The sequence below is a fragment of the Listeria immobilis genome (genome assembly GCF_014322765.1).
Classification (GTDB): domain Bacteria; phylum Bacillota; class Bacilli; order Lactobacillales; family Listeriaceae; genus Listeria; species Listeria immobilis.
In genome coordinates this window covers 1-17600 of record NZ_JAASTZ010000027.1, presented here as the reverse complement: position 1 = coordinate 17600, position 17600 = coordinate 1, and the positions used below count along the sequence as shown (strand labels likewise).

Annotated in this window: 20 protein-coding genes; 17 read left to right on the top strand and 3 right to left on the bottom strand. The window is 35.7% G+C overall.

Features of this window, described 5'->3' with window-relative positions; translation table 11 throughout:
* Positions 1 to 31: 31 nt before the first annotated feature.
* Positions 32 to 910 (bottom strand): alpha/beta hydrolase, encoded by an 879-nt coding sequence (locus tag HCJ50_RS15040; protein WP_185349122.1) that lies wholly within the window; start codon positions 908 to 910, stop codon positions 32 to 34.
* Between the two features lie 150 nt (positions 911 to 1060).
* Between HCJ50_RS15040 and HCJ50_RS15035 the strand changes: the two genes are divergently transcribed.
* The 12 genes from HCJ50_RS15035 to HCJ50_RS14980 all read left to right on the top strand — a co-directional run bounded on the left by HCJ50_RS15035 (position 1061) and on the right by HCJ50_RS14980 (position 11099).
* Positions 1061 to 1852, top strand: coding sequence for a Cof-type HAD-IIB family hydrolase (locus tag HCJ50_RS15035; RefSeq protein WP_185349138.1), 792 nt, complete (start codon positions 1061 to 1063; stop codon positions 1850 to 1852).
* A 133-nt stretch (positions 1853 to 1985) separates the two neighbouring features.
* On the top strand, positions 1986 to 2897 hold the full coding sequence (locus tag HCJ50_RS15030; protein ID WP_185349120.1) for a cation diffusion facilitator family transporter: 912 nt from the start codon (positions 1986 to 1988) through the stop codon (positions 2895 to 2897).
* A 48-nt stretch (positions 2898 to 2945) separates the two neighbouring features.
* Positions 2946 to 3212, top strand: a complete 267-nt coding sequence (locus HCJ50_RS15025) for a hypothetical protein (protein WP_185349118.1) — start codon at positions 2946 to 2948, stop codon at positions 3210 to 3212.
* Positions 3213 to 3309: 97 nt separating this feature from the next.
* Positions 3310 to 4302, top strand: coding sequence for a zinc-binding alcohol dehydrogenase family protein (locus tag HCJ50_RS15020; protein ID WP_185349116.1), 993 nt, complete (start codon positions 3310 to 3312; stop codon positions 4300 to 4302).
* Positions 4303 to 4304: 2 nt separating this feature from the next.
* Positions 4305 to 4829 carry a dihydrofolate reductase family protein gene (locus HCJ50_RS15015; RefSeq protein ID WP_185349114.1) on the top strand — a complete coding sequence of 175 codons (525 nt, stop codon included), beginning with the start codon at positions 4305 to 4307 and terminating at the stop codon, positions 4827 to 4829.
* A gap of 1 nt (position 4830) precedes the next feature.
* Positions 4831 to 5463, top strand: a complete 633-nt coding sequence (locus HCJ50_RS15010; protein WP_185349112.1) for a nicotinamidase — start codon at positions 4831 to 4833, stop codon at positions 5461 to 5463.
* 23 nt (positions 5464 to 5486) lie between these two features.
* Complete coding sequence (locus tag HCJ50_RS15005) at positions 5487 to 6101, top strand: DUF1648 domain-containing protein (protein WP_185349110.1); 615 nt, start codon at positions 5487 to 5489, stop codon at positions 6099 to 6101.
* Between the two features lie 137 nt (positions 6102 to 6238).
* Complete coding sequence (locus tag HCJ50_RS15000; protein ID WP_185349109.1) at positions 6239 to 7900, top strand: peptide ABC transporter substrate-binding protein; 1662 nt, start codon at positions 6239 to 6241, stop codon at positions 7898 to 7900.
* Positions 7901 to 8054: 154 nt separating this feature from the next.
* A complete protein-coding gene (locus HCJ50_RS14995) occupies positions 8055 to 8378 on the top strand; it encodes a YxeA family protein (protein ID WP_185349107.1) in 324 nt (107 codons plus the stop codon).
* Between the two features lie 23 nt (positions 8379 to 8401).
* Positions 8402 to 8602, top strand: coding sequence for a hypothetical protein (locus tag HCJ50_RS14990; protein ID WP_185349105.1), 201 nt, complete (start codon positions 8402 to 8404; stop codon positions 8600 to 8602).
* 314 nt (positions 8603 to 8916) lie between these two features.
* Positions 8917 to 9753 carry a lipoyl-[GcvH]:protein N-lipoyltransferase gene (gene lipL / locus HCJ50_RS14985; protein ID WP_185349103.1) on the top strand — a complete coding sequence of 279 codons (837 nt, stop codon included), beginning with the start codon at positions 8917 to 8919 and terminating at the stop codon, positions 9751 to 9753.
* 23 nt (positions 9754 to 9776) lie between these two features.
* A complete protein-coding gene (locus HCJ50_RS14980; RefSeq protein WP_185349101.1) occupies positions 9777 to 11099 on the top strand; it encodes an HD domain-containing protein in 1323 nt (440 codons plus the stop codon).
* Positions 11100 to 11132: 33 nt separating this feature from the next.
* Here the strand turns inward: HCJ50_RS14980 and HCJ50_RS14975 are convergent, their stop codons facing one another.
* Positions 11133 to 11318, bottom strand: coding sequence for a 2-hydroxymuconate tautomerase (locus HCJ50_RS14975; protein WP_221636609.1), 186 nt, complete (start codon positions 11316 to 11318; stop codon positions 11133 to 11135).
* A gap of 73 nt (positions 11319 to 11391) precedes the next feature.
* Between HCJ50_RS14975 and HCJ50_RS14970 the strand changes: the two genes are divergently transcribed.
* From HCJ50_RS14970 to HCJ50_RS14950, 5 genes are all read left to right on the top strand, one after another.
* Entirely contained in the window at positions 11392 to 12045 is a 654-nt protein-coding gene (locus tag HCJ50_RS14970; protein WP_185349100.1) for a site-2 protease family protein, read from the top strand.
* A gap of 77 nt (positions 12046 to 12122) precedes the next feature.
* The gene (locus tag HCJ50_RS14965; protein ID WP_185349098.1) at positions 12123 to 12572 is read left to right on the top strand and encodes a DUF1934 domain-containing protein; all 450 of its coding nucleotides are present in this window, start codon (positions 12123 to 12125) and stop codon (positions 12570 to 12572) included.
* On the top strand, positions 12569 to 14239 hold the full coding sequence (argS, locus tag HCJ50_RS14960; protein ID WP_185349096.1) for an arginine--tRNA ligase: 1671 nt from the start codon (positions 12569 to 12571) through the stop codon (positions 14237 to 14239). Before HCJ50_RS14965 ends, argS begins: the two co-directional genes overlap by 4 nt.
* A 362-nt stretch (positions 14240 to 14601) precedes the next feature.
* Positions 14602 to 15132 (top strand): DNA-directed RNA polymerase subunit delta, encoded by a 531-nt coding sequence (gene rpoE / locus HCJ50_RS14955; RefSeq protein WP_185349094.1) that lies wholly within the window; start codon positions 14602 to 14604, stop codon positions 15130 to 15132.
* Positions 15133 to 15491: 359 nt separating this feature from the next.
* On the top strand, positions 15492 to 17090 hold the full coding sequence (locus tag HCJ50_RS14950) for a CTP synthase (protein ID WP_185349092.1): 1599 nt from the start codon (positions 15492 to 15494) through the stop codon (positions 17088 to 17090).
* A 248-nt stretch (positions 17091 to 17338) separates the two neighbouring features.
* Here the strand turns inward: HCJ50_RS14950 and HCJ50_RS14945 are convergent.
* The coding region (locus tag HCJ50_RS14945) for a GW domain-containing glycosaminoglycan-binding protein (RefSeq protein WP_185395754.1) at positions 17339 to 17600 on the bottom strand (262 nt) is incomplete at its 5' end.

Below are 17600 nucleotides of genomic sequence, written 5' to 3'. Positions count from 1 at the left end.
CAAGGAGCGCAACATTAATCGTTAAAACGCCTTATTCAGAAACTAGTGTGGTAATGTTTTTATCAGAATGAAAGTTTTCTAAAAACCAATGCACTTGTTTAATGCTTTCTGGTGTCTCATGCAAAGTTTGGTGAACAGCGGTATTTCCAGTTTGTAAATTTTCAATGTAAACTTTAGCGTTGTGCGGTACAAATAATCTCGCGGCAAGCGAACTGTTGGTTGGGACAATGCCATCTGTTGCATCGCCTTTTTCGCTTAGTTTGCCAGCAATGGAAAGCATTTCAAGATTAGAATCTAGTTTTGTTTTATTATCCAAAAAATATATCATTTGTGTTGAATGATTTGGTAATGATTTAAAATGAAGACTGCCAGCATTATCATTAGAGTTTAAATCGTTAAAAGGAGCGCCGATTGCGATTAGTTTTCGTAAGGTTGGAACGGTTTTGTCAGTACTACTATTCATAGCAAAATAAGTGAGTGCGAGACCGCCGTTTGAATGACCAACGCCGTCCATTTGCACAAAACCATAGCGGGATTTTAAGTCGGCTACAGCGATATGCAACCCTTTAGCCCATTTATCTGGAGTAGCTTGATTTTTATCGAAACCAAGCTTAATAATCGGTCGCTTAGCATCAGCCGTTAGTTCGCCTTGATAAGCTATTTGTCCATTTTCGCTAATCGACATTGTTAATTCCCCTTTTGAGCTAACAAAATCATTGGTTAAGTGGTCGGCGATTTCATCTAATGAGTGTGTATCACCACCACTACCATGAATGAGGAGAATAGGTATTTCTGCTTTTAAATCAACTTTCGGGGGCGCGGTGTCTTTGGAATCCTCGCTATTTTGGCAAGCGCTAAGAATTAAAGTGCCAATAAGCAAAATCAAGATGGTAGTAAAATGTTTTTTCACTAATTATCTGCCTCCATTCCAGTTAAGTATACCAAATATCAACGTGACAATCATGTGAAACTCGTCTATAATCGAGGTACATAATAATGGATTTTTAGAAAGGTGCGAAAACAATTGACAAAGAGTAGAATAGATACAGTTATTACAGATATGGATGGAACTTTATTAGTAAAAAAAGGAGATCAAATTCATCCGCTAAATAAAGAAGTTTTAATGGATTGGCAACAAAATGGCAATAAACTCTTTTTAGCTACTGGGCGATTAGATTTAGCAATTTTACCATTTATCCATGAACTTAAAATCAAAACACCAGTTATTTCTTGTAATGGTGGGCTAGTAAGAGATTTTTCTACTGGTGAAATTTTATATAAAAGTAATATTGAACTAGACTTAATAAAAACAGTTTTAGAAACACTTCAACCACTTGGCGTTAATTACCATATTTATACGACTGAACGAATTATTGGACCAACAAATACTGGTAAAATTGCCTTTTTCAATGAGTTAAATAAAACTTTACCAGAAGACGAACAAGTTCCAATTACTTTAACAACCGATCCATTTAGCGTGCTTCGAGATGGAGAATTTCCGCTAAAAGTATTAGTGATTGAATCAGATGAAACAAAACAGATAGCCATTAAAGCCGCTTTACAAGGATTGCCTTTATCTGTTCTTGCTTCTGCTTCCAACCTAATTGATATTATGAATGAAGGGATTGATAAAGCAAAAGGGCTGAAATATCTAGCTGAAAACGGTTATATCAATCTAGACTCTACAATAGCTTTTGGGGATAATGAAAATGATGTTGGTATGATTGAATTAGCCAAAATTGGTGTTGCGATGGAAAATGGTATTCCTCTAGCTTTAGAAAAAGCAGATAAAATCGCTAAACATCACGATATTGGTGGCTTAGGACTCTTTATGCAAGAAGAAATTTTATAAAAATGAGCGCCTTTAGACAGGATAAAATGAGTCTAAAGGTTCTTTTTTTAGAATATGGCTTGATTTAAAAATGTATATATGCTAACATGTGCATATAAAAGAAATTAGTTGTTCATAGAGAGGGAGTAATCATATGGCACATAATCATGATCATGCACATGGACACAACCACAACCATGCGCATAACGCGAATAAAAAAGCACTTTTTACTAGTTTTATTCTAATTGCTACATTTATGGTAGTGGAAGTTATTGGCGGTATTATGACCAATAGTTTAGCACTACTTTCTGATGCAGGCCATATGCTAAGTGATGCAGTAGCACTTGGTTTAAGCCTTGCAGCATTTAAATTTGGAGAAAAAGCAGCAAATGCAAACAAAACTTATGGTTATAAGCGGTTCGAAATATTAGCTGCCTTTTTAAATGGATTAACACTTGTCGGGATTTCTGTCTTTATTTTTTACGAAGCAATTGGTCGTTTTTTTAATCCTCCACAAGTAGTTGGCCCAGGAATGATGACGATTGCTGTGATTGGTTTACTCGTTAATATTTTAGTTGCATGGATTTTAATGAAAGGTGACACCAGTGGGAATTTGAATATGCGTAGCGCGTTCTTGCACGTACTTGGGGATTTATTAGGTTCTGTTGGAGCGATTGTTGCAGCCTTACTTATAATTTTTCTTGGTTGGAATATTGCTGACCCAATAGCTAGTGTTATCGTTGCGATGCTGATTTTAATAAGTGGTTGGCGTGTGCTCAAAGACGCTGTTCATATTTTGATGGAAGGAAAACCTGCAAATGTGAATATGGAGGAAGTGAAAACCTTTTTCGAAAATCAAGACGGAGTAGAATCGGTCCATGATTTACATGTTTGGGCGATTACTTCTGACTTTAACTCATTGACGGCGCATCTAACAGTAAAAGAAGATGCTGATCGGGATAAAATTTTGGCAGAAATTGAAACGTATTTACGAGAAAATTACTCATTAGAGCATAGTACAATTCAAATAGAAGGAAGTCACACACACCATCATCACTGCAATTAATACAACTTCATGATATGATTGAGATATTAATCAGAGGAGTTGATTTAGATGGAAGAACAAGTTGATTTAGGTCATTTTTTGAAAAAAGCTTTTATCGTTATGATTGCTCTAACTTTAGTATTTATAGGGATTTTAGCAACACTTACTATCATTGGTGTAATTATCGCAATTCCGCTACTAAAAAAAGGAAGTAACATGCTCCTTCAGAAAAAAGAAGGCGCAGAACATTCTCATGGTGGAAAGTTAAAAATCAAATGTCCAGCTTGCCATGCTAAAATGAAGTTTAAAGATAGTGAGCTTTTAGATGAAAAATAAGTTTTAAAGCCTTCTCTAAAAAATTAGGGAAGGCTTTTTTTGTTAAATATGCATTATTTTAAAAAATTCGGGAAAAGAAAACAAGAGGTGTTGTCTCATGAAAATAGTAGGATTAGAAAAGTCATCAAGTGATTTTATAGATATGGAAATTGCGCAGCCAGTTCCTGAAAAACATGATTTATTAGTAAAGATTACTGCGATTTCCATTAACCCCGTGGATACAAAAATGCGAGTAGCTAATAATACAGATAATTTGAAAATTTTAGGCTGGGATGCAGTTGGAGAAGTAGTGGATATTGGAGCTAACGTCACTTTGTTTGAACGAGGACAGGAGGTATATTTTGCAGGAGATGTCACAAGACCAGGCACATACGCTGAATTTACATTGATTGATGAACGATTAGCCGGGATAAAGCCAAATACCTTAAAACAAGAAGAAGCTGCGGCCATGCCACTTACGACGATTACAGCATGGGAAGCATTATTTGATAGATTGGAAATTACTACAAAAGATAAAGGGAAAACAATTTTAATTATCAATGGTGCTGGCGGTGTGGGGTCAATAGCCACTCAACTAGCTGCAAATGCAGGGCTAAATGTGATAGCAACGGCTTCAAGAACAGAGACTATCAATTGGACAAAGCGTTTTGGCGCAAATGATGTAATTAATCATCGTGAGAATTTAACCAAACAGCTAAAAGAACTTGGCTTTATACAGGGCGTCGATTTTATTTTATGTCTACACAATACAAATGCACATTGGGACGATATGCAAGAAGCTATACGCCCACAAGGGAAAATTTGCTCTATTGTCGAATTAGCAGAACCTGTAAAGATGTCTCTATTAAAAGATAAAAGCGCCACATTTAGTTATGAATTTATGTTCACTCGTTCCAAATATGATACAGAAGACAAAATTAAACAGCATGAAATCTTAACAAATGCAGCACAATTGTTTGATAAGGGTATACTTAAGTCAACATTAAATAAAGTTTTATCACCAATAAATGCAGCAACTATAGAAGAAGCACATGAAATTATCTTATCTGGTCAAATGATTGGAAAATTAGTGGTGAAAGGATTTGAGTAGCAATGAGTGGAAAACAAGTATCATTATATATTGCAGTTAGCTTGGATGGTTATATTGCCGATGAAATGGGAAGTGTAGAATGGCTAGAATCAATTGATAGTGAAGGTGATGCGGGATATGAAGCCTTCTTTGATAACGTAGATACGGTTGTGATGGGACGAACGACATATCAACAAATTTTTTCACTTACAGATACTTTCCCATACAGTAAAAAAGATGTCTATGTTTTTTCTAATACAAAAGCAGGCACCAAAGATGAATATGCTGATTTTGTCACAGGGACAGTGGATACATGGCTAAATAATATTGATGGTGAAAAAATCTGGCTTGTTGGTGGAGCGAAATTAGTTAAGCAATTTTTGAAAGAAAAAGCGATTGATCGTTTTGTAATAACAATTGCTCCGATTATTCTAGGAAAAGGTATCCCTTTATTTGAAGAAGATAAAGAACATGCGCTAGAACTTGAAGAAGTCAGTCATTTTGGTCAATTTGCGCAGTTGACTTATAAAAATTTGGAGGAAAATTAAAATGAAAATTGCAGCTTTTGATATAGATGCGCAAAAAGGATTTTCACCACTTTGTCCAGAAGAGCTACCTGTGCCAGAAGGTGATAAAATTGTTCCAGAACTAAACTTTATGGCAAGTCTTGCGTCTGTTCGAATAGGTAGTAAAGACGCACATCCTCAAAATGCAGTATGGGTGGTGGATTCAAAAGAAGAGATGTTAGCCACGCTCGATTATCCTAATGCAGATCTTACTTGGGTTAGGCACTGTGAACCTGGGACAAAAGGCTTTGAACTACTGGATGGTTTGCCGCAAGTGACAGATTATAATTATTTCATTTGGAAAGGGATGGAACGAGATATTCATCCATATGGAGCGTGTTATCACGATATTCTTGAACAGCTTTCAACAGGCGTTTTAGAATATTTGCGAGAAGAAAAAGTAGATTTGGTTCTTGTTGGAGGTTTAGCATTTGATTTTTGCGTGAAAACTACGGTTATACAGTTAAGTAGGGCAGGCTTTTCTGTATTAGTCTATTTACCCGCGACACGTGCGTTATCTGAACAAGGTTTTGATGAAACGAGAACACAGCTAGCGAATACCCATAAAGTTCAACTTATCGAAACGAGGGAAGAACTTGTCGCCTACTGCCAATAATTTTATTGGATGAGGTGAGGGGAATGAGGAAAGTTGGATTATTTCCAAGTATGATAATTTTTTTCACAGTAGGTATTTCTGCTGTGTTATATCCGCTACTACCAGCTGAAGTGGCAGTACATTTCGGTACGGATTTCTCCCCAGATATGTTTATGCAGAAATGGTTAGGGCTAATTATGATTCCTTTTTTGATGATTATGTTTACAGGTACAGAATATTATGGCAAAGAAAAAGTGAATCAAGAGAGCTTATTGGAATTTGAATATTGTTTTAGACTCTTATTAGTACTGCTTACAATAATTCAAATGAGTATTATTCTTTACGCGTTAGGTTATGATATACCAACTGGTCGTTTTTCATTAGTTACAGCTGGAGCATTTATGTTAGTACTTGCAGCATATATTCAATACTCCAAAAAACTATTTAAATTTTTAACTATGATAGGTTTTAAGAAAATAGATGCATGGTCAAGAAACTTACTTAGAAAAATTACAACTGTTACACTAAATATAGCTGGTACAATTTGTTTTGCGCTTGCATTATTGATGCGAAATGACCCAAGTTATTTAATGTTAGCAATGTTAATGGCGATGTGTATTATTGTAGTAGGTTCGGGTGTTTATCTGAATAAGAAATGAAAAATATAACAGTTTTTATTTACAATTAGTACAGTTTCGGTTTATAATGGTGGCGGAAGTTCTGCATGTAAGTTTGGCAGGGATTCCGTCATTTTTTTGCGTATATCAAAAGCGCTTACAAAAAAGGAGGAAAAATTTTGCATAAAACAGCCAGAAAAATGTTAGCGGCACTTAGTTTGCTATGTTTACTTGTACTTACAGCTTGTCAGTCTGGCGATAATGGGGAAAAAGAAAGTGTGAAATCAGAACAGAAACCAAAAGTAGTTAATATTATGGAAACGAGTGGAATTCCAAATGCGAGTCCAACGCTTGCAGATAATAGTGTGAGTTTCCGTGTAATCAATCAAATATTTGAAGGGTTATATCGCTTAGATAAAGAAGGTAAGCCGGTTCTTGCTCTTGCAGCCAGCGAACCAGAAGAGAAAAATGACGGGAAAACGCTTATTTTTAAAATTCGTAAAGATGCTAATTGGTCAAATGGCGCCCCTGTGACGGCAGCTGATTTTGAATATGCGTGGAAAAAAGTAGTAGATCCAAAAACTGCGGCAGCATATGGACCTCAAATGGAAGAAATCGTTAAAAATGCAACACCAATTTTAAAGGGAGAAATGTCTCCAGATGAGCTTGGTATTAAAGCATTAGATCAAAAAACATTACAAATTGAATTAGAAAACCCAGTTCCCATTTTTAAAGAACTACTAACTACTGGAACATTTTTTCCGCAAAATCAAGCATTTGTAGAGAAGCAAGGGGACCGTTATGGAACAAATAGCGACACACTTATTTCGAATGGACCATATAAACTTAAAAACTGGAATGGAACTAATTTAACCTGGGATTATATTAAAAATCCAACTTATTGGGATGAAAAAAATGTTACAACTGAGAAAATTCATGTAAACGTTGTAAAAGATACAAATGCAGCGCTAAATTTATATAATACAGGGAAATTAGACCGTGTGGAGCTTGATGGGGAATTTGTAAAGCAATATAAAAATGATAAAAACTTCCATAAAGAAGCAACTGGACGTTCTGTTTATATGAAAATGAATCAAGGGACAGACGGAGAAAAAACGGATTTAGCAAACTTGAATTTACGTCGTGGTTTAGCAATGGCAATTAATAAAGCGGGAATGGTAGATACGTTATTAGCAAATGGCTCTAAAGCGTTAAATGGCAATGTTCCAAGTGGGATTATGTTTGATCCGGAAACGAAAGAAGATTTCCGAAAGCAAAATGGCGATTTGCTAAAATTTGATCTACAACAAGCCAGAAAAGCATGGAATCAAGGGTTAAAGGAAATTGGTAAAACAGAATTAACACTTACATTAACAAGTGGTGACACTTCCTTACAACGCAAACAAACAGAATTTATTCAAAACCAATTAGAAGAAAATTTACCTGGTTTAACGATTAAATTAAAAAACATTACTAATCAAGCAAGTTTTAAAGCAGATGTCACTCAAGATTTTGATATTTTATTAGGTGGTTGGGGTGGCGATTATCAAGACCCATTAACATATCTAAACTTATTTTTAACCAATAGTCCAGGAAATCATACGGGTTTTTCTAATCCTAAATATGATGAGCTAGTCCTTGGCGCTAAAGGAAATCTATCAACAAATCCAGAAAAAAGGTGGCAAGCATTACTTGAAGCAGAGCAAATCTTACTAAAAGAGAATGTGGTACTTATTCCACTTTATCAAGGCGGACGCGCATATTTACAAAAGAGTGATTTAAAAAATTATACAACTTATCCAATCGGCTCGGAAAACTATAAATGGATAGAGAAGCATTAAGAGAAAGTGAGTTTAGGTCAAATCCTAGACTCACTTTTTTTAAGTTGAATTAAAATAAGACTTAGGATGTACCAATTTTCAGCCTGTAGCCGTTCGTTCATTCCAAGGGAGTCTTCTATAATAAACTTATCAACAAAAAAGGAAGGTAAAAGCAATGAAAAAGGGAATTTTTGGTTTATTGGCTGCACTTTTTGTCATAACGATGGTTGTAATCGAATTTTCGGCACCAATTGGCTCAGCAGCAAATACATACTACGTTACAATCAAAAGCGATGGCAAAGAAGTAACTAAGTCAAAATTCAAGGGTTACTCTTTCAACGAATCGTGTCTAGATAATAATGGAAACAGTCAAAAGGTTAACTTTATGTCTACCACACAACTCAAAAAAAACAAACAATATAAAATCGTCGTACAAGACAATGAGTTGCTCGTTCAAGCCAAGGAAATTAATAGCGTTCCACTTGCAAGTAGTAAATAATTTAAGGAAATGAGGAAATTATCATGAATAAATTTTGGAAAATATTTTTAACAGTTATTTTAGGGATTATTGCACTTAATATCGTATTAAAGGTTATTGGTATTACATTACACTTCCTTTTCCCAATTTTAATTTTAGGTGGAATTGGATACCTGCTTTATCGTATGTGGGGGAATAACACAAAATCTTCTAACCGTAATAAAGAAGATCGTTACGACTGGTAAAATAATTAGCTAAAAAAGCTCCCTAGGCTTTTAGATAGAACCTAATTTCTTTATAGAAGTTAGGTTTTTTTGTATGCTAATTTTGTTATAATAAAGAAAAGGAAATGAGGCGATCGAAATGAAAAAGGATATAATTGCAAAAACCATTGTTATATCAATCATTACAGCGCTAGTTTTCAACATCAAGCGAAAAAAAGTAGAATAGCTACGTGAAAAACATAAATAATGATTAAATGGCTATTTTAAGCCGTTTTCAACTAAAATCATCACTAGTATGCTATAATAACAAAAAGAAAATCGTGGAGGATATAGTGATGGATATCGAACGAACTTTACTAAAACAAGAAAAATGGCGCTTTATTGATAATACAACTATTAACCCAGCTTTTGATGCAATTCAATCGTTTGCTACAGATGATACGTTATGCCGTTCAGTAGGGGCGAGGTTAGCTCCTTCAACTGTTCGTGGCTGGGTTCATGAAAAGACAGTTTCGCTTGGAATACAAGATTCTAAGTTACCAGATATAGATAAAGGTATTGCTTTTTTACAAGAGCAAGGTTACCGAGTGGTTGTTCGCAATTCAGGAGGTTTAGCGGTAGTGCTTGATTCTGGCGTGTTAAATCTTTCAATCGTGCTTCCAGATGCTGAACGAGGAATTGCAATAGAGCGCGGCTATGAAACAATGTTCACACTTATTAAAGACATGTTTGTTGATTGTAAGGAAGTAATCGAAGCGAAGGAAATTGTCCATTCTTACTGCCCTGGAAGCTATGACCTTAGTATTCAAGGACAAAAATTTGCTGGCATTTCCCAGCGAAGGATGGCTAAAGGTGTGGCTGTTCAGATTTATTTAGCAGTAGATGGCGATCAAACTGCACGCTCCACATTAATTCGAGATTTTTATACAATTAGTGGAAAAGATAAGCAAGCGAAATATACTTTTCCAGATGTCGATCCTAAAGTAATGGGAACATTATCAGATTTAATGAAAGAAAATATGGATGTAAATAGCTGTTTAGTTAGGTTATTCAATAGTTTACGGCATTATGCAGGAGAACTTGTGTCGGGAACACTTACAGCAGAAGAGCTTGATCTTTTCCCAGCATACTATGATCGGCTAATCATAAGGAATAACAAAGTACTTACCTAGAAAACACGAAAGGAGAGCGGCACATGAGTTATTTAACAGAGAAACTACTTGAAGAAAAAGTATTTAAAGACCCAGTTCATGGTTATGTTCATGTTTCTGACAGAGTGATTTGGGATTTAATTGCGACAAAAGAATTTCAACGTTTGCGACGAATTCACCAGCTAGGTACGACATCGCTCACTTTTCATGGCGCTGAACATAGCCGTTTTAATCATTCGTTAGGTGTATATGAGATTATACGGCAAATTATTGATGTCACCTTTGCAAAAGAAACTCAGTTAGATGAAGAAGAACGCCTGATTGCTTTATGTGCTGCACTTTTACATGATTTAGGTCATGGTCCATTTTCTCATGCTTTTGAAAAAGTGTTTGGAACGGACCACGAAGAGTTTACACAAGAAATTATTATTGGAAATACAGAGGTTAGCGCTGTTTTAGCACGTGTTGGGGAAGATTTTCCGTTGAAGGTAGCTGCTATCATTAAGAAAAACTATCCAAACCAAACGCTAGTAAAGTTGATTTCAAGTCAAATTGATGCGGATCGTATGGATTACTTATTACGAGATGCCTATTATACTGGTGTTAGCTATGGGAAGTTTGATATAGAGCGGATTTTACGAGTATTGCGGCCAAGTCCAGATGGTAATGGGGTGATAGTGAAATACTCTGGAATGCACGCCGTTGAGGATTATATTATGAGTCGTTATCAAATGTACCAACAAGTGTATTTCCATCCTGTAAGTCGTAGTGGGGAAGTATTGCTATGGAAAATTTTAGAACGTGCTAAAAAACTTTATTGTGCTGGGTACGAGTTTCAAGTTTCACCGATTCAAGTATTACCTTTTTTTGAAGAGGAAGTTGAATTAGAAGAATATCTTATTTTAGATGATATTGTGTTAATGTTCTATTTTTCAATTTGGCAAAAAGAAAATGATCCGATTTTAAGCGATTTATGTCAGCGTTTTTTAAATAGAAGATTGCTTAGATACCTTAACTATGACCCAAAAGAAGATGCGGAACTTTATGCGGAACTTAAGGGGTTGCTTGAAAAAGCAGATATAGATCCATCCTATTACTTAGTCATCGATTCCTCTTCTGACTTACCATATGATTACTATCTTCCAGGAGTTGGTAGTGGTAAAGATCCGATTAAGTTATTGATGGGAAACGGTGAGTTACATGAATTATCAACAGAGTCTCCGGTTGTAGAAGCGATTGGTAGAGAACGTCGAACCGATATTAAATTATATTACCCGCTAGATTTTATTGAAAGCGGTCAAGTAGACTCAGAAACAGCTGAGAGAATGATTTCTTTAATTCATGCGCATTCGCTAAAGGGCAAATAAAAGAAGCACGGTAAAACCCTGCTTCTACTACTTTTAAATATCTGATTTTCTTACGCCGCCAACACCGTAATCTGTTTTTTTCATTTCTTGTAAAATGACATGGATATTTTCTTTAGGAGCTTGTAAATTTTTGGAAACGACTTCCGTTACTTCGCTAACTAAGGCTTTCTTTTGTTCATCATTGCGTCCTTCTAAGAATTGAATAGTAACAAATGGCATGTTCTCACCTCGATAAATGTTTTTCTCATTATACCATATAAAAATTATCCATTAAATGATAAAGGAGGCGCTTATGCCTAGTTTTCTTGCTTATCCGCTTGAACTTATTCCCTATGTTTTAGTTACTTTATTAATTGCCTTTACAATCCATGAATGGGCGCATGCGTTAGTAGCGCTTGCCTTTGGTGATGATACAGCCAAAAACCAAGGACGTTTATCCTTAAATCCACTTGTGCATATTGATTTATTTGGTTTATTAATGATTTTAATTGCTGGTTTCGGTTGGGCTAAACCAACTCCGGTCAATCGTTTTAAATTAAAGAAAAGACGTCTTGGCAGTATTTTGGTTTCACTTGCAGGTCCAATAAGTAATTTGGTGCTCGCAGTAATTGGTGTCGGTTTTTATGCTCTGTTTCTGAACTTTGATTTTTTCGCATATGGTTCAGTAGTAGAAACATTTTTAATGATTTTTGTGCAATTAAATATCGTTTTATTTGTATTTAACTTAATTCCACTTCCACCTTTAGATGGCTACCAGATACTAGTAGAATTCTTGCCAATGTCTGCTAGGGCTAAACTTGAGCCAGTGGAACGTTATGCAATGCTTATTTTCCTTGTTATTGTGCTAACACCAATTTCGGATTTCACTATTCAACCAATTTTTAACACGGTTATTCCGTTTGTTTTTAACATAATATTAACGATTTTCGGCCTAACCCCATTTTAACCTGTTGCTTTTCATGCTATTTTTAACTATAATATAATGCGTCTATTCTTCTGACCGGAAAGGGGTAAATAAGCGATATGACAGCTAATCAAATGGAACGAAAAAAAGTAACTATTCATATCACCAATGTCATCCGCCAGATGGATGCAGAAGAGAAAACGAATATGTCTGTAGCTGGTGTTTTTTACCGTGATAAAGGCAATCGCTATCTGCATTATGAGGAAAAACAATTAGCTGGCACGATCCGTACAGTTCTCAAAATTGCTGACAACGAGCTACTTTTAATGAGAAGTGGGGCTGTAAATATGCGAATGCACTTTTTCCGAGATAACAGAAGAAGTACTGCGTCTATAGATTCAGGTGCGGGTAAATTACAACTAGAGTCAGAATTAGTATCAATGGAAGAATTATATGAAAATAAGCCAGATGTTTTAAGTGAAGTCGCATTTCAATACGATTTGCTAAGCCATGGCGAGTACATCGGTTCATATACTGTTTTAATGAAAATAGAGGAGGACGCAGAATGAATGTCATGCAAGAGAATCAGGTTAAATTAATCCGCCACATTAAACAAGCAGTTGTTCAAGCGGTTGGTTTAGAAGAAGCAGAAGTACCAGAAATTTTATTGGAAGTTCCCAAAGATAAAAAGCATGGAGATTATTCCACTAATATTGCCATGCAACTTGCTCGTGTAGCAAAAAAAGCACCTCGTCAAATTGCGGAAAGTATTGTGCCGGAACTAAAAAAAGATAATAAATTGATTAAAGAAGTAGAAATTGCAGGCCCAGGATTTATCAATTTTTACTTAGATAATGCTTATTTAACGGATTTAGTACCAGTTATTTTAGCTGAAGATACAGCTTACGGAAAGTCTGATTTTGGTAAAGGTGAAAAGTTCCAAATTGAATTTGTGTCTGCTAATCCTACTGGTGACTTGCATTTAGGTCATGCACGTGGAGCTGCGATTGGGGACTCATTAGCGAATATCATGACAATGGCTGGTTATAATGTTTCAAGAGAATATTATATTAATGATGCTGGAAACCAAATTAATAATTTAGTTTTATCAGCTGAAAGTCGCTATTTCGAAGCGTTAGGGTTAGAAGCGGAATTTCCAGAAGATGGTTACCGCGGTGCTGATATAATTTCACTTGGAAAAGATTTAGCAGCAAAATATGGTGATAAATATGTAAATACTAGCGAGGAAGAGCGTCGTTCAGTTTTTCGGGTGGATTCGCTAGCTTTTGAAACTGCAAAATTGCGTGCTGACTTAGAGGAGTTCCGTGTTTCATTTAATGAGTGGTTTTCAGAAACATCGCTTTATGATGAAAACAAAGTGTTGCCAGCTCTGGAACGACTACGTGAAAATGGCTATATTTATGAGCTAGATGGTGCAACATGGTTACGTACTACTGATTTTGAGGATGACAAAGACCGTGTTTTGATTAAGTCGGACGGAAGCTATACTTATTTCTTACCAGATATTGCCTATCATTTAAACAAATTAGAGCGAGGGTTTAATGTTTTAATTGATATTTGGGGTGCGGATCATCATGGTTATATTCCACGTATGCGTGCAGCCATTGAAGCATTAGGATATTCACCAAAGCAATTAGAAGTAGAAATCATCCAATTAGTACACCTTTTTGAAGATGGCGTACAAGTTAAAATGAGTAAGCGAACTGGGAAATCAGTGACAATGCGGGACTTAATTGAAGAAGTTGGCTTAGACGCAACAAGATATTTCTTTGCAATGCGCAGTTCAGATACACATATGAACTTTGATATGAGCTTGGCAAAATCAACTTCTAATGATAATCCTGTTTATTATGTCCAATACGCGCATGCAAGAATTTCTAGCATTTTACGTTCTGGTAAGGAGCAAAACTTAGATGTGTCAAAAGATGCAGATATGCGTTTACTTCAAACCGAAGCAGAATATGATTTGCTAAAAGTATTAGGCGAATTTGCAGATGTTGTTGCAGAAGCTGCTGTAAAAAGAGCCCCTCATCGAATTGTACGTTATTTAAATGATTTAGCTAGTGCTTTCCATCGTTTTTATAATAGCAATAAAGTGCTTGATATGGACAACTTAGAAGTGACGAAAGCTAGACTAGCGCTTATAAAGACGGCTCAAATTACTCTTAGAAATGGTTTAACGCTTCTTGGTGTATCAGCACCAGAAAAAATGTGAAACCTTAAAATTATAAGTTACTCGTTGACGTCATAACCAAAATGTACTAAAGTTAATAGAAACATAGGTAATTGAAAAAACGGGGAGAGCATATGATGAAGCGATTAATAATTTTGGCGCTGCTTTTCGTGTTTCTGTGCGTCGCAATCTATATTCTCTACGACTTTCAACTTGGATCCATCCCAATTCTTCTGATGGCTATCCTATTCTTTTACATCGGATATAAAATAGTCAAGAAGAATTGATGTAATTATGTAAATTTAGGTTGTACTTGCCAGAAATAACATGTAAAATAGTGAAGTTGGGCTGAACGAAAAAATAGCTAAATAAATTGGAATTACAATAGAAAGGGCGTGCCAGTTTTGGATTTAAAGAACTTAACGCAAGAAGAACGTAGTGAACTATCTTTAATCGATGTTGCACATTTTATTTTGGAACAGCGGAAGGAAACGATTCTTTTCCCTGAATTAGTGAAAGAGATTCAATCGTTCCTAGGTTTGAAAGATGCAGAAATAAGGGAACGTCTTGTTCAATTTTATACAGATATGAATATTGATGGTAACTTCATTTCACTTGGAAATAACACATGGGGACTTCGTGCTTGGTATCCAATGGATGCAATTGATGAAGAGGTTCAAACACAAACAACGCCGAAGAAAAAACGTAAATCAGATGATGATGACGAAGAGGAAGAAATTCTTGACGATGATGTGGACTATGATGAAGAAATCGTGGAAGAGCTTGGGGAAGAAGAAATTTCCCTTGCAGATGTCTTACTTGATGAAGATGAAGACGACGATGATCACTTGCCAGACGGAATTGAAGGCGATTTGTCTACTGTAGAAGATGACTATACTGATGGGGATTATACAGAAGACCCTGAAAATAAATAATAATTTTTAGGTCAGGTAAACGCACTTTTTTAGAGTGAATGTTTATCTGACTTTTTTTATTACGTATTAGTGCGGTTGATGACGGTTTCAAAAAATAAACGCTTGACTTCTTTCGCTATCATTAGTAGTATTTTATTTGGGCTCCCTTTTATAGGGACGGATATTTATGAGATTCAGCGCTCCCTTACTTTTATAAAGTAGGCGGAGTGTTTTTTATTTTGGTTTACAAAATACTTGAAATTGTGATAAGTACGTAAAAAATATCGCAATATTGTTTTATCTGGCAATTTCCCACCCCAGCAGGAAAATCGTCAGAACCCTGCAAGTTTTTCATTTCAGGAAGGAGTAGATTTTTTAATATGACAAAGTATATTTTCGTGACAGGTGGAGTAGTTTCATCCATCGGTAAAGGAATCACAGCAGCATCACTTGGACGTTTGCTGAAAAACCGTGGACTAAGTGTAACCATTCAAAAATTTGATCCGTACATCAATGTGGACCCAGGAACAATGAGTCCTTACCAACATGGGGAAGTTTATGTAACAGATGATGGTGCGGAAACTGACTTGGACCTTGGTCATTACGAACGCTTTATTGATATTAACTTAAATAAGTATAGTAATGTGACAACTGGTAAAGTATATTCAGAAGTTATTAAAAAAGAACGCCGCGGGGACTACTTAGGTGGAACAGTACAAGTTATTCCACATATTACGAATGAATTAAAAGATCGTGTTTTTCGTGCAGCTCGCATGACTAATTCGGATATTATTATTACAGAAATTGGTGGAACTGTTGGAGATATTGAGTCTTTACCTTTCCTAGAAGCAATTCGCCAAATCAAAGGAGATGTAGGTGCTGAAAACGTACTTTATATCCATACAACTTTAATTCCTTATATCAAAGCAGCTGGCGAAATGAAAACCAAACCAACACAACATAGTGTGAAAGAACTTCGTAGCTTAGGAATCCAACCAAATATTATTGTCGTTCGTACAGAGCAACCGGTTTCCCAAGAAATGAAAGATAAAATTGCGCTATTTTGTGATATTAAGGCTTCAGAGGTTATTGAATCTCGTGATGAAGAAACTCTTTATAACGTACCACTTTCCTTACAAAAACAAAAAATGGATGATATTGTCCTAGAACACTTGCATTTAGAAGCACCTCAAGCAGAAATGACAGATTGGAAAGATTTAGTACATCGTGTGAAAAACTTATCCAAAAAAGTTCGTATTGGCCTTGTTGGGAAGTATGTTTCCTTACAAGATGCCTATCTTTCTGTAGCAGAAGCACTTCGTCATGCAGGATACAATCATGATGCTGAAATCGAAATTGATTGGATTGATTCCGAAAAAGTAACGAAAGAAAATGTTGCTGAAATATTGAAAGACGTCGATGGTATCTTAGTTCCTGGTGGATTTGGTGATAGAGCAATTGAAGGTAAAATTGCTGCAATTCAATATGCGCGCGAAAATAAAGTGCCATATTTCGGTATTTGTTTAGGAATGCAGCTGGCAACAGTTGAATTTGCTCGTAATGTTCTTGGATTTGAAGACGCACATTCTGCTGAAATCGAACCAGAAACAAAACATAACATTATTGATTTATTACCTGAACAAAAAAACATTGAAAATATGGGTGGCACACTCCGTCTTGGCTTATATCCAGCACGCATTAAGCAAGGAACGAAAACAGAAGCTGCATACGGTACTACACTTGTAGAAGAACGTCACCGCCACCGCTATGAGTTTAATAACGAATATAGAGAACAAATGGAAGAAGCAGGCATGATAGTTTCTGCAACAAGTCCAGATGGTCGTCTAGTAGAAGTTGTCGAATTAAAAGATCATCCTTGGTTTGTCGCTTGCCAATACCACCCAGAATTTATTTCTCGTCCTAATCGTCCACAAAGTTTATTTAAAGACTTTATTGGCGCAGCGCTTAATAGTAAATAAGATAAAAAACTCCTAGTCACATTGACACTTACATGATAGTGGAATATTAGGCTACTTGTTTCCTGAAATTTATTGGGAATAGTAGCCTAATTTTTTATGCTCTAGCATTATAGAAATAAAATTTTTGAAAGTATTTATAATTTCTTTAGCTAATGTGATTGCTAAATAGCTTTTTTATTCAAAAAAACCTTTGTTGAATTCATTTTACATGAATCCAACGAAGGTTTTTTGATAGCAGTATTATTTGGTTAGGTGTTGCTTGTGATTAAATTTGCTGCTTTTGTCCAACCAATGAAGATAGAACCATCTCTTAAACGATACCATAGCTGTCCTTCGATAGTTGCTTGTTTATCAACTGTAAGTTTTTTTGTTTTGTAGGTGTCAAGAGTAGTACGCTTAATTGGTGGATCTTCAACCGGTAAAGTGTAAAGAACGGCAGCCGTTTTTTTCGGGTCAACGTACCGAGTTAGTGTAATTGGCTTTTCCATACTTTGTGTATAGAAAGTAGTT

Coding starts and splice junctions, on each gene's coding strand:
- argS (WP_185349096.1), top strand. CDS start 12,569: ATGAATGTCATGCAAGAGAATCAGGTTAAATTAATCCGCCACATTAAA.
- HCJ50_RS14970 (WP_185349100.1), top strand. CDS start 11,392: ATGCCTAGTTTTCTTGCTTATCCGCTTGAACTTATTCCCTATGTTTTA.
- HCJ50_RS15005 (WP_185349110.1), top strand. CDS start 5,487: ATGAGGAAAGTTGGATTATTTCCAAGTATGATAATTTTTTTCACAGTA.
- HCJ50_RS14980 (WP_185349101.1), top strand. CDS start 9,777: ATGAGTTATTTAACAGAGAAACTACTTGAAGAAAAAGTATTTAAAGAC.
- HCJ50_RS15020 (WP_185349116.1), top strand. CDS start 3,310: ATGAAAATAGTAGGATTAGAAAAGTCATCAAGTGATTTTATAGATATG.
- HCJ50_RS15035 (WP_185349138.1), top strand. CDS start 1,061: ATGGATGGAACTTTATTAGTAAAAAAAGGAGATCAAATTCATCCGCTA.
- HCJ50_RS15030 (WP_185349120.1), top strand. CDS start 1,986: ATGGCACATAATCATGATCATGCACATGGACACAACCACAACCATGCG.
- HCJ50_RS14990 (WP_185349105.1), top strand. CDS start 8,402: ATGAATAAATTTTGGAAAATATTTTTAACAGTTATTTTAGGGATTATT.
- HCJ50_RS14965 (WP_185349098.1), top strand. CDS start 12,123: ATGACAGCTAATCAAATGGAACGAAAAAAAGTAACTATTCATATCACC.
- HCJ50_RS14975 (WP_221636609.1), bottom strand. CDS start 11,318: ATGCCATTTGTTACTATTCAATTCTTAGAAGGACGCAATGATGAACAA.
- HCJ50_RS14995 (WP_185349107.1), top strand. CDS start 8,055: ATGAAAAAGGGAATTTTTGGTTTATTGGCTGCACTTTTTGTCATAACG.
- HCJ50_RS15010 (WP_185349112.1), top strand. CDS start 4,831: ATGAAAATTGCAGCTTTTGATATAGATGCGCAAAAAGGATTTTCACCA.
- lipL (WP_185349103.1), top strand. CDS start 8,917: ATGGATATCGAACGAACTTTACTAAAACAAGAAAAATGGCGCTTTATT.
- HCJ50_RS14950 (WP_185349092.1), top strand. CDS start 15,492: ATGACAAAGTATATTTTCGTGACAGGTGGAGTAGTTTCATCCATCGGT.
- HCJ50_RS15025 (WP_185349118.1), top strand. CDS start 2,946: ATGGAAGAACAAGTTGATTTAGGTCATTTTTTGAAAAAAGCTTTTATC.
- HCJ50_RS15015 (WP_185349114.1), top strand. CDS start 4,305: ATGAGTGGAAAACAAGTATCATTATATATTGCAGTTAGCTTGGATGGT.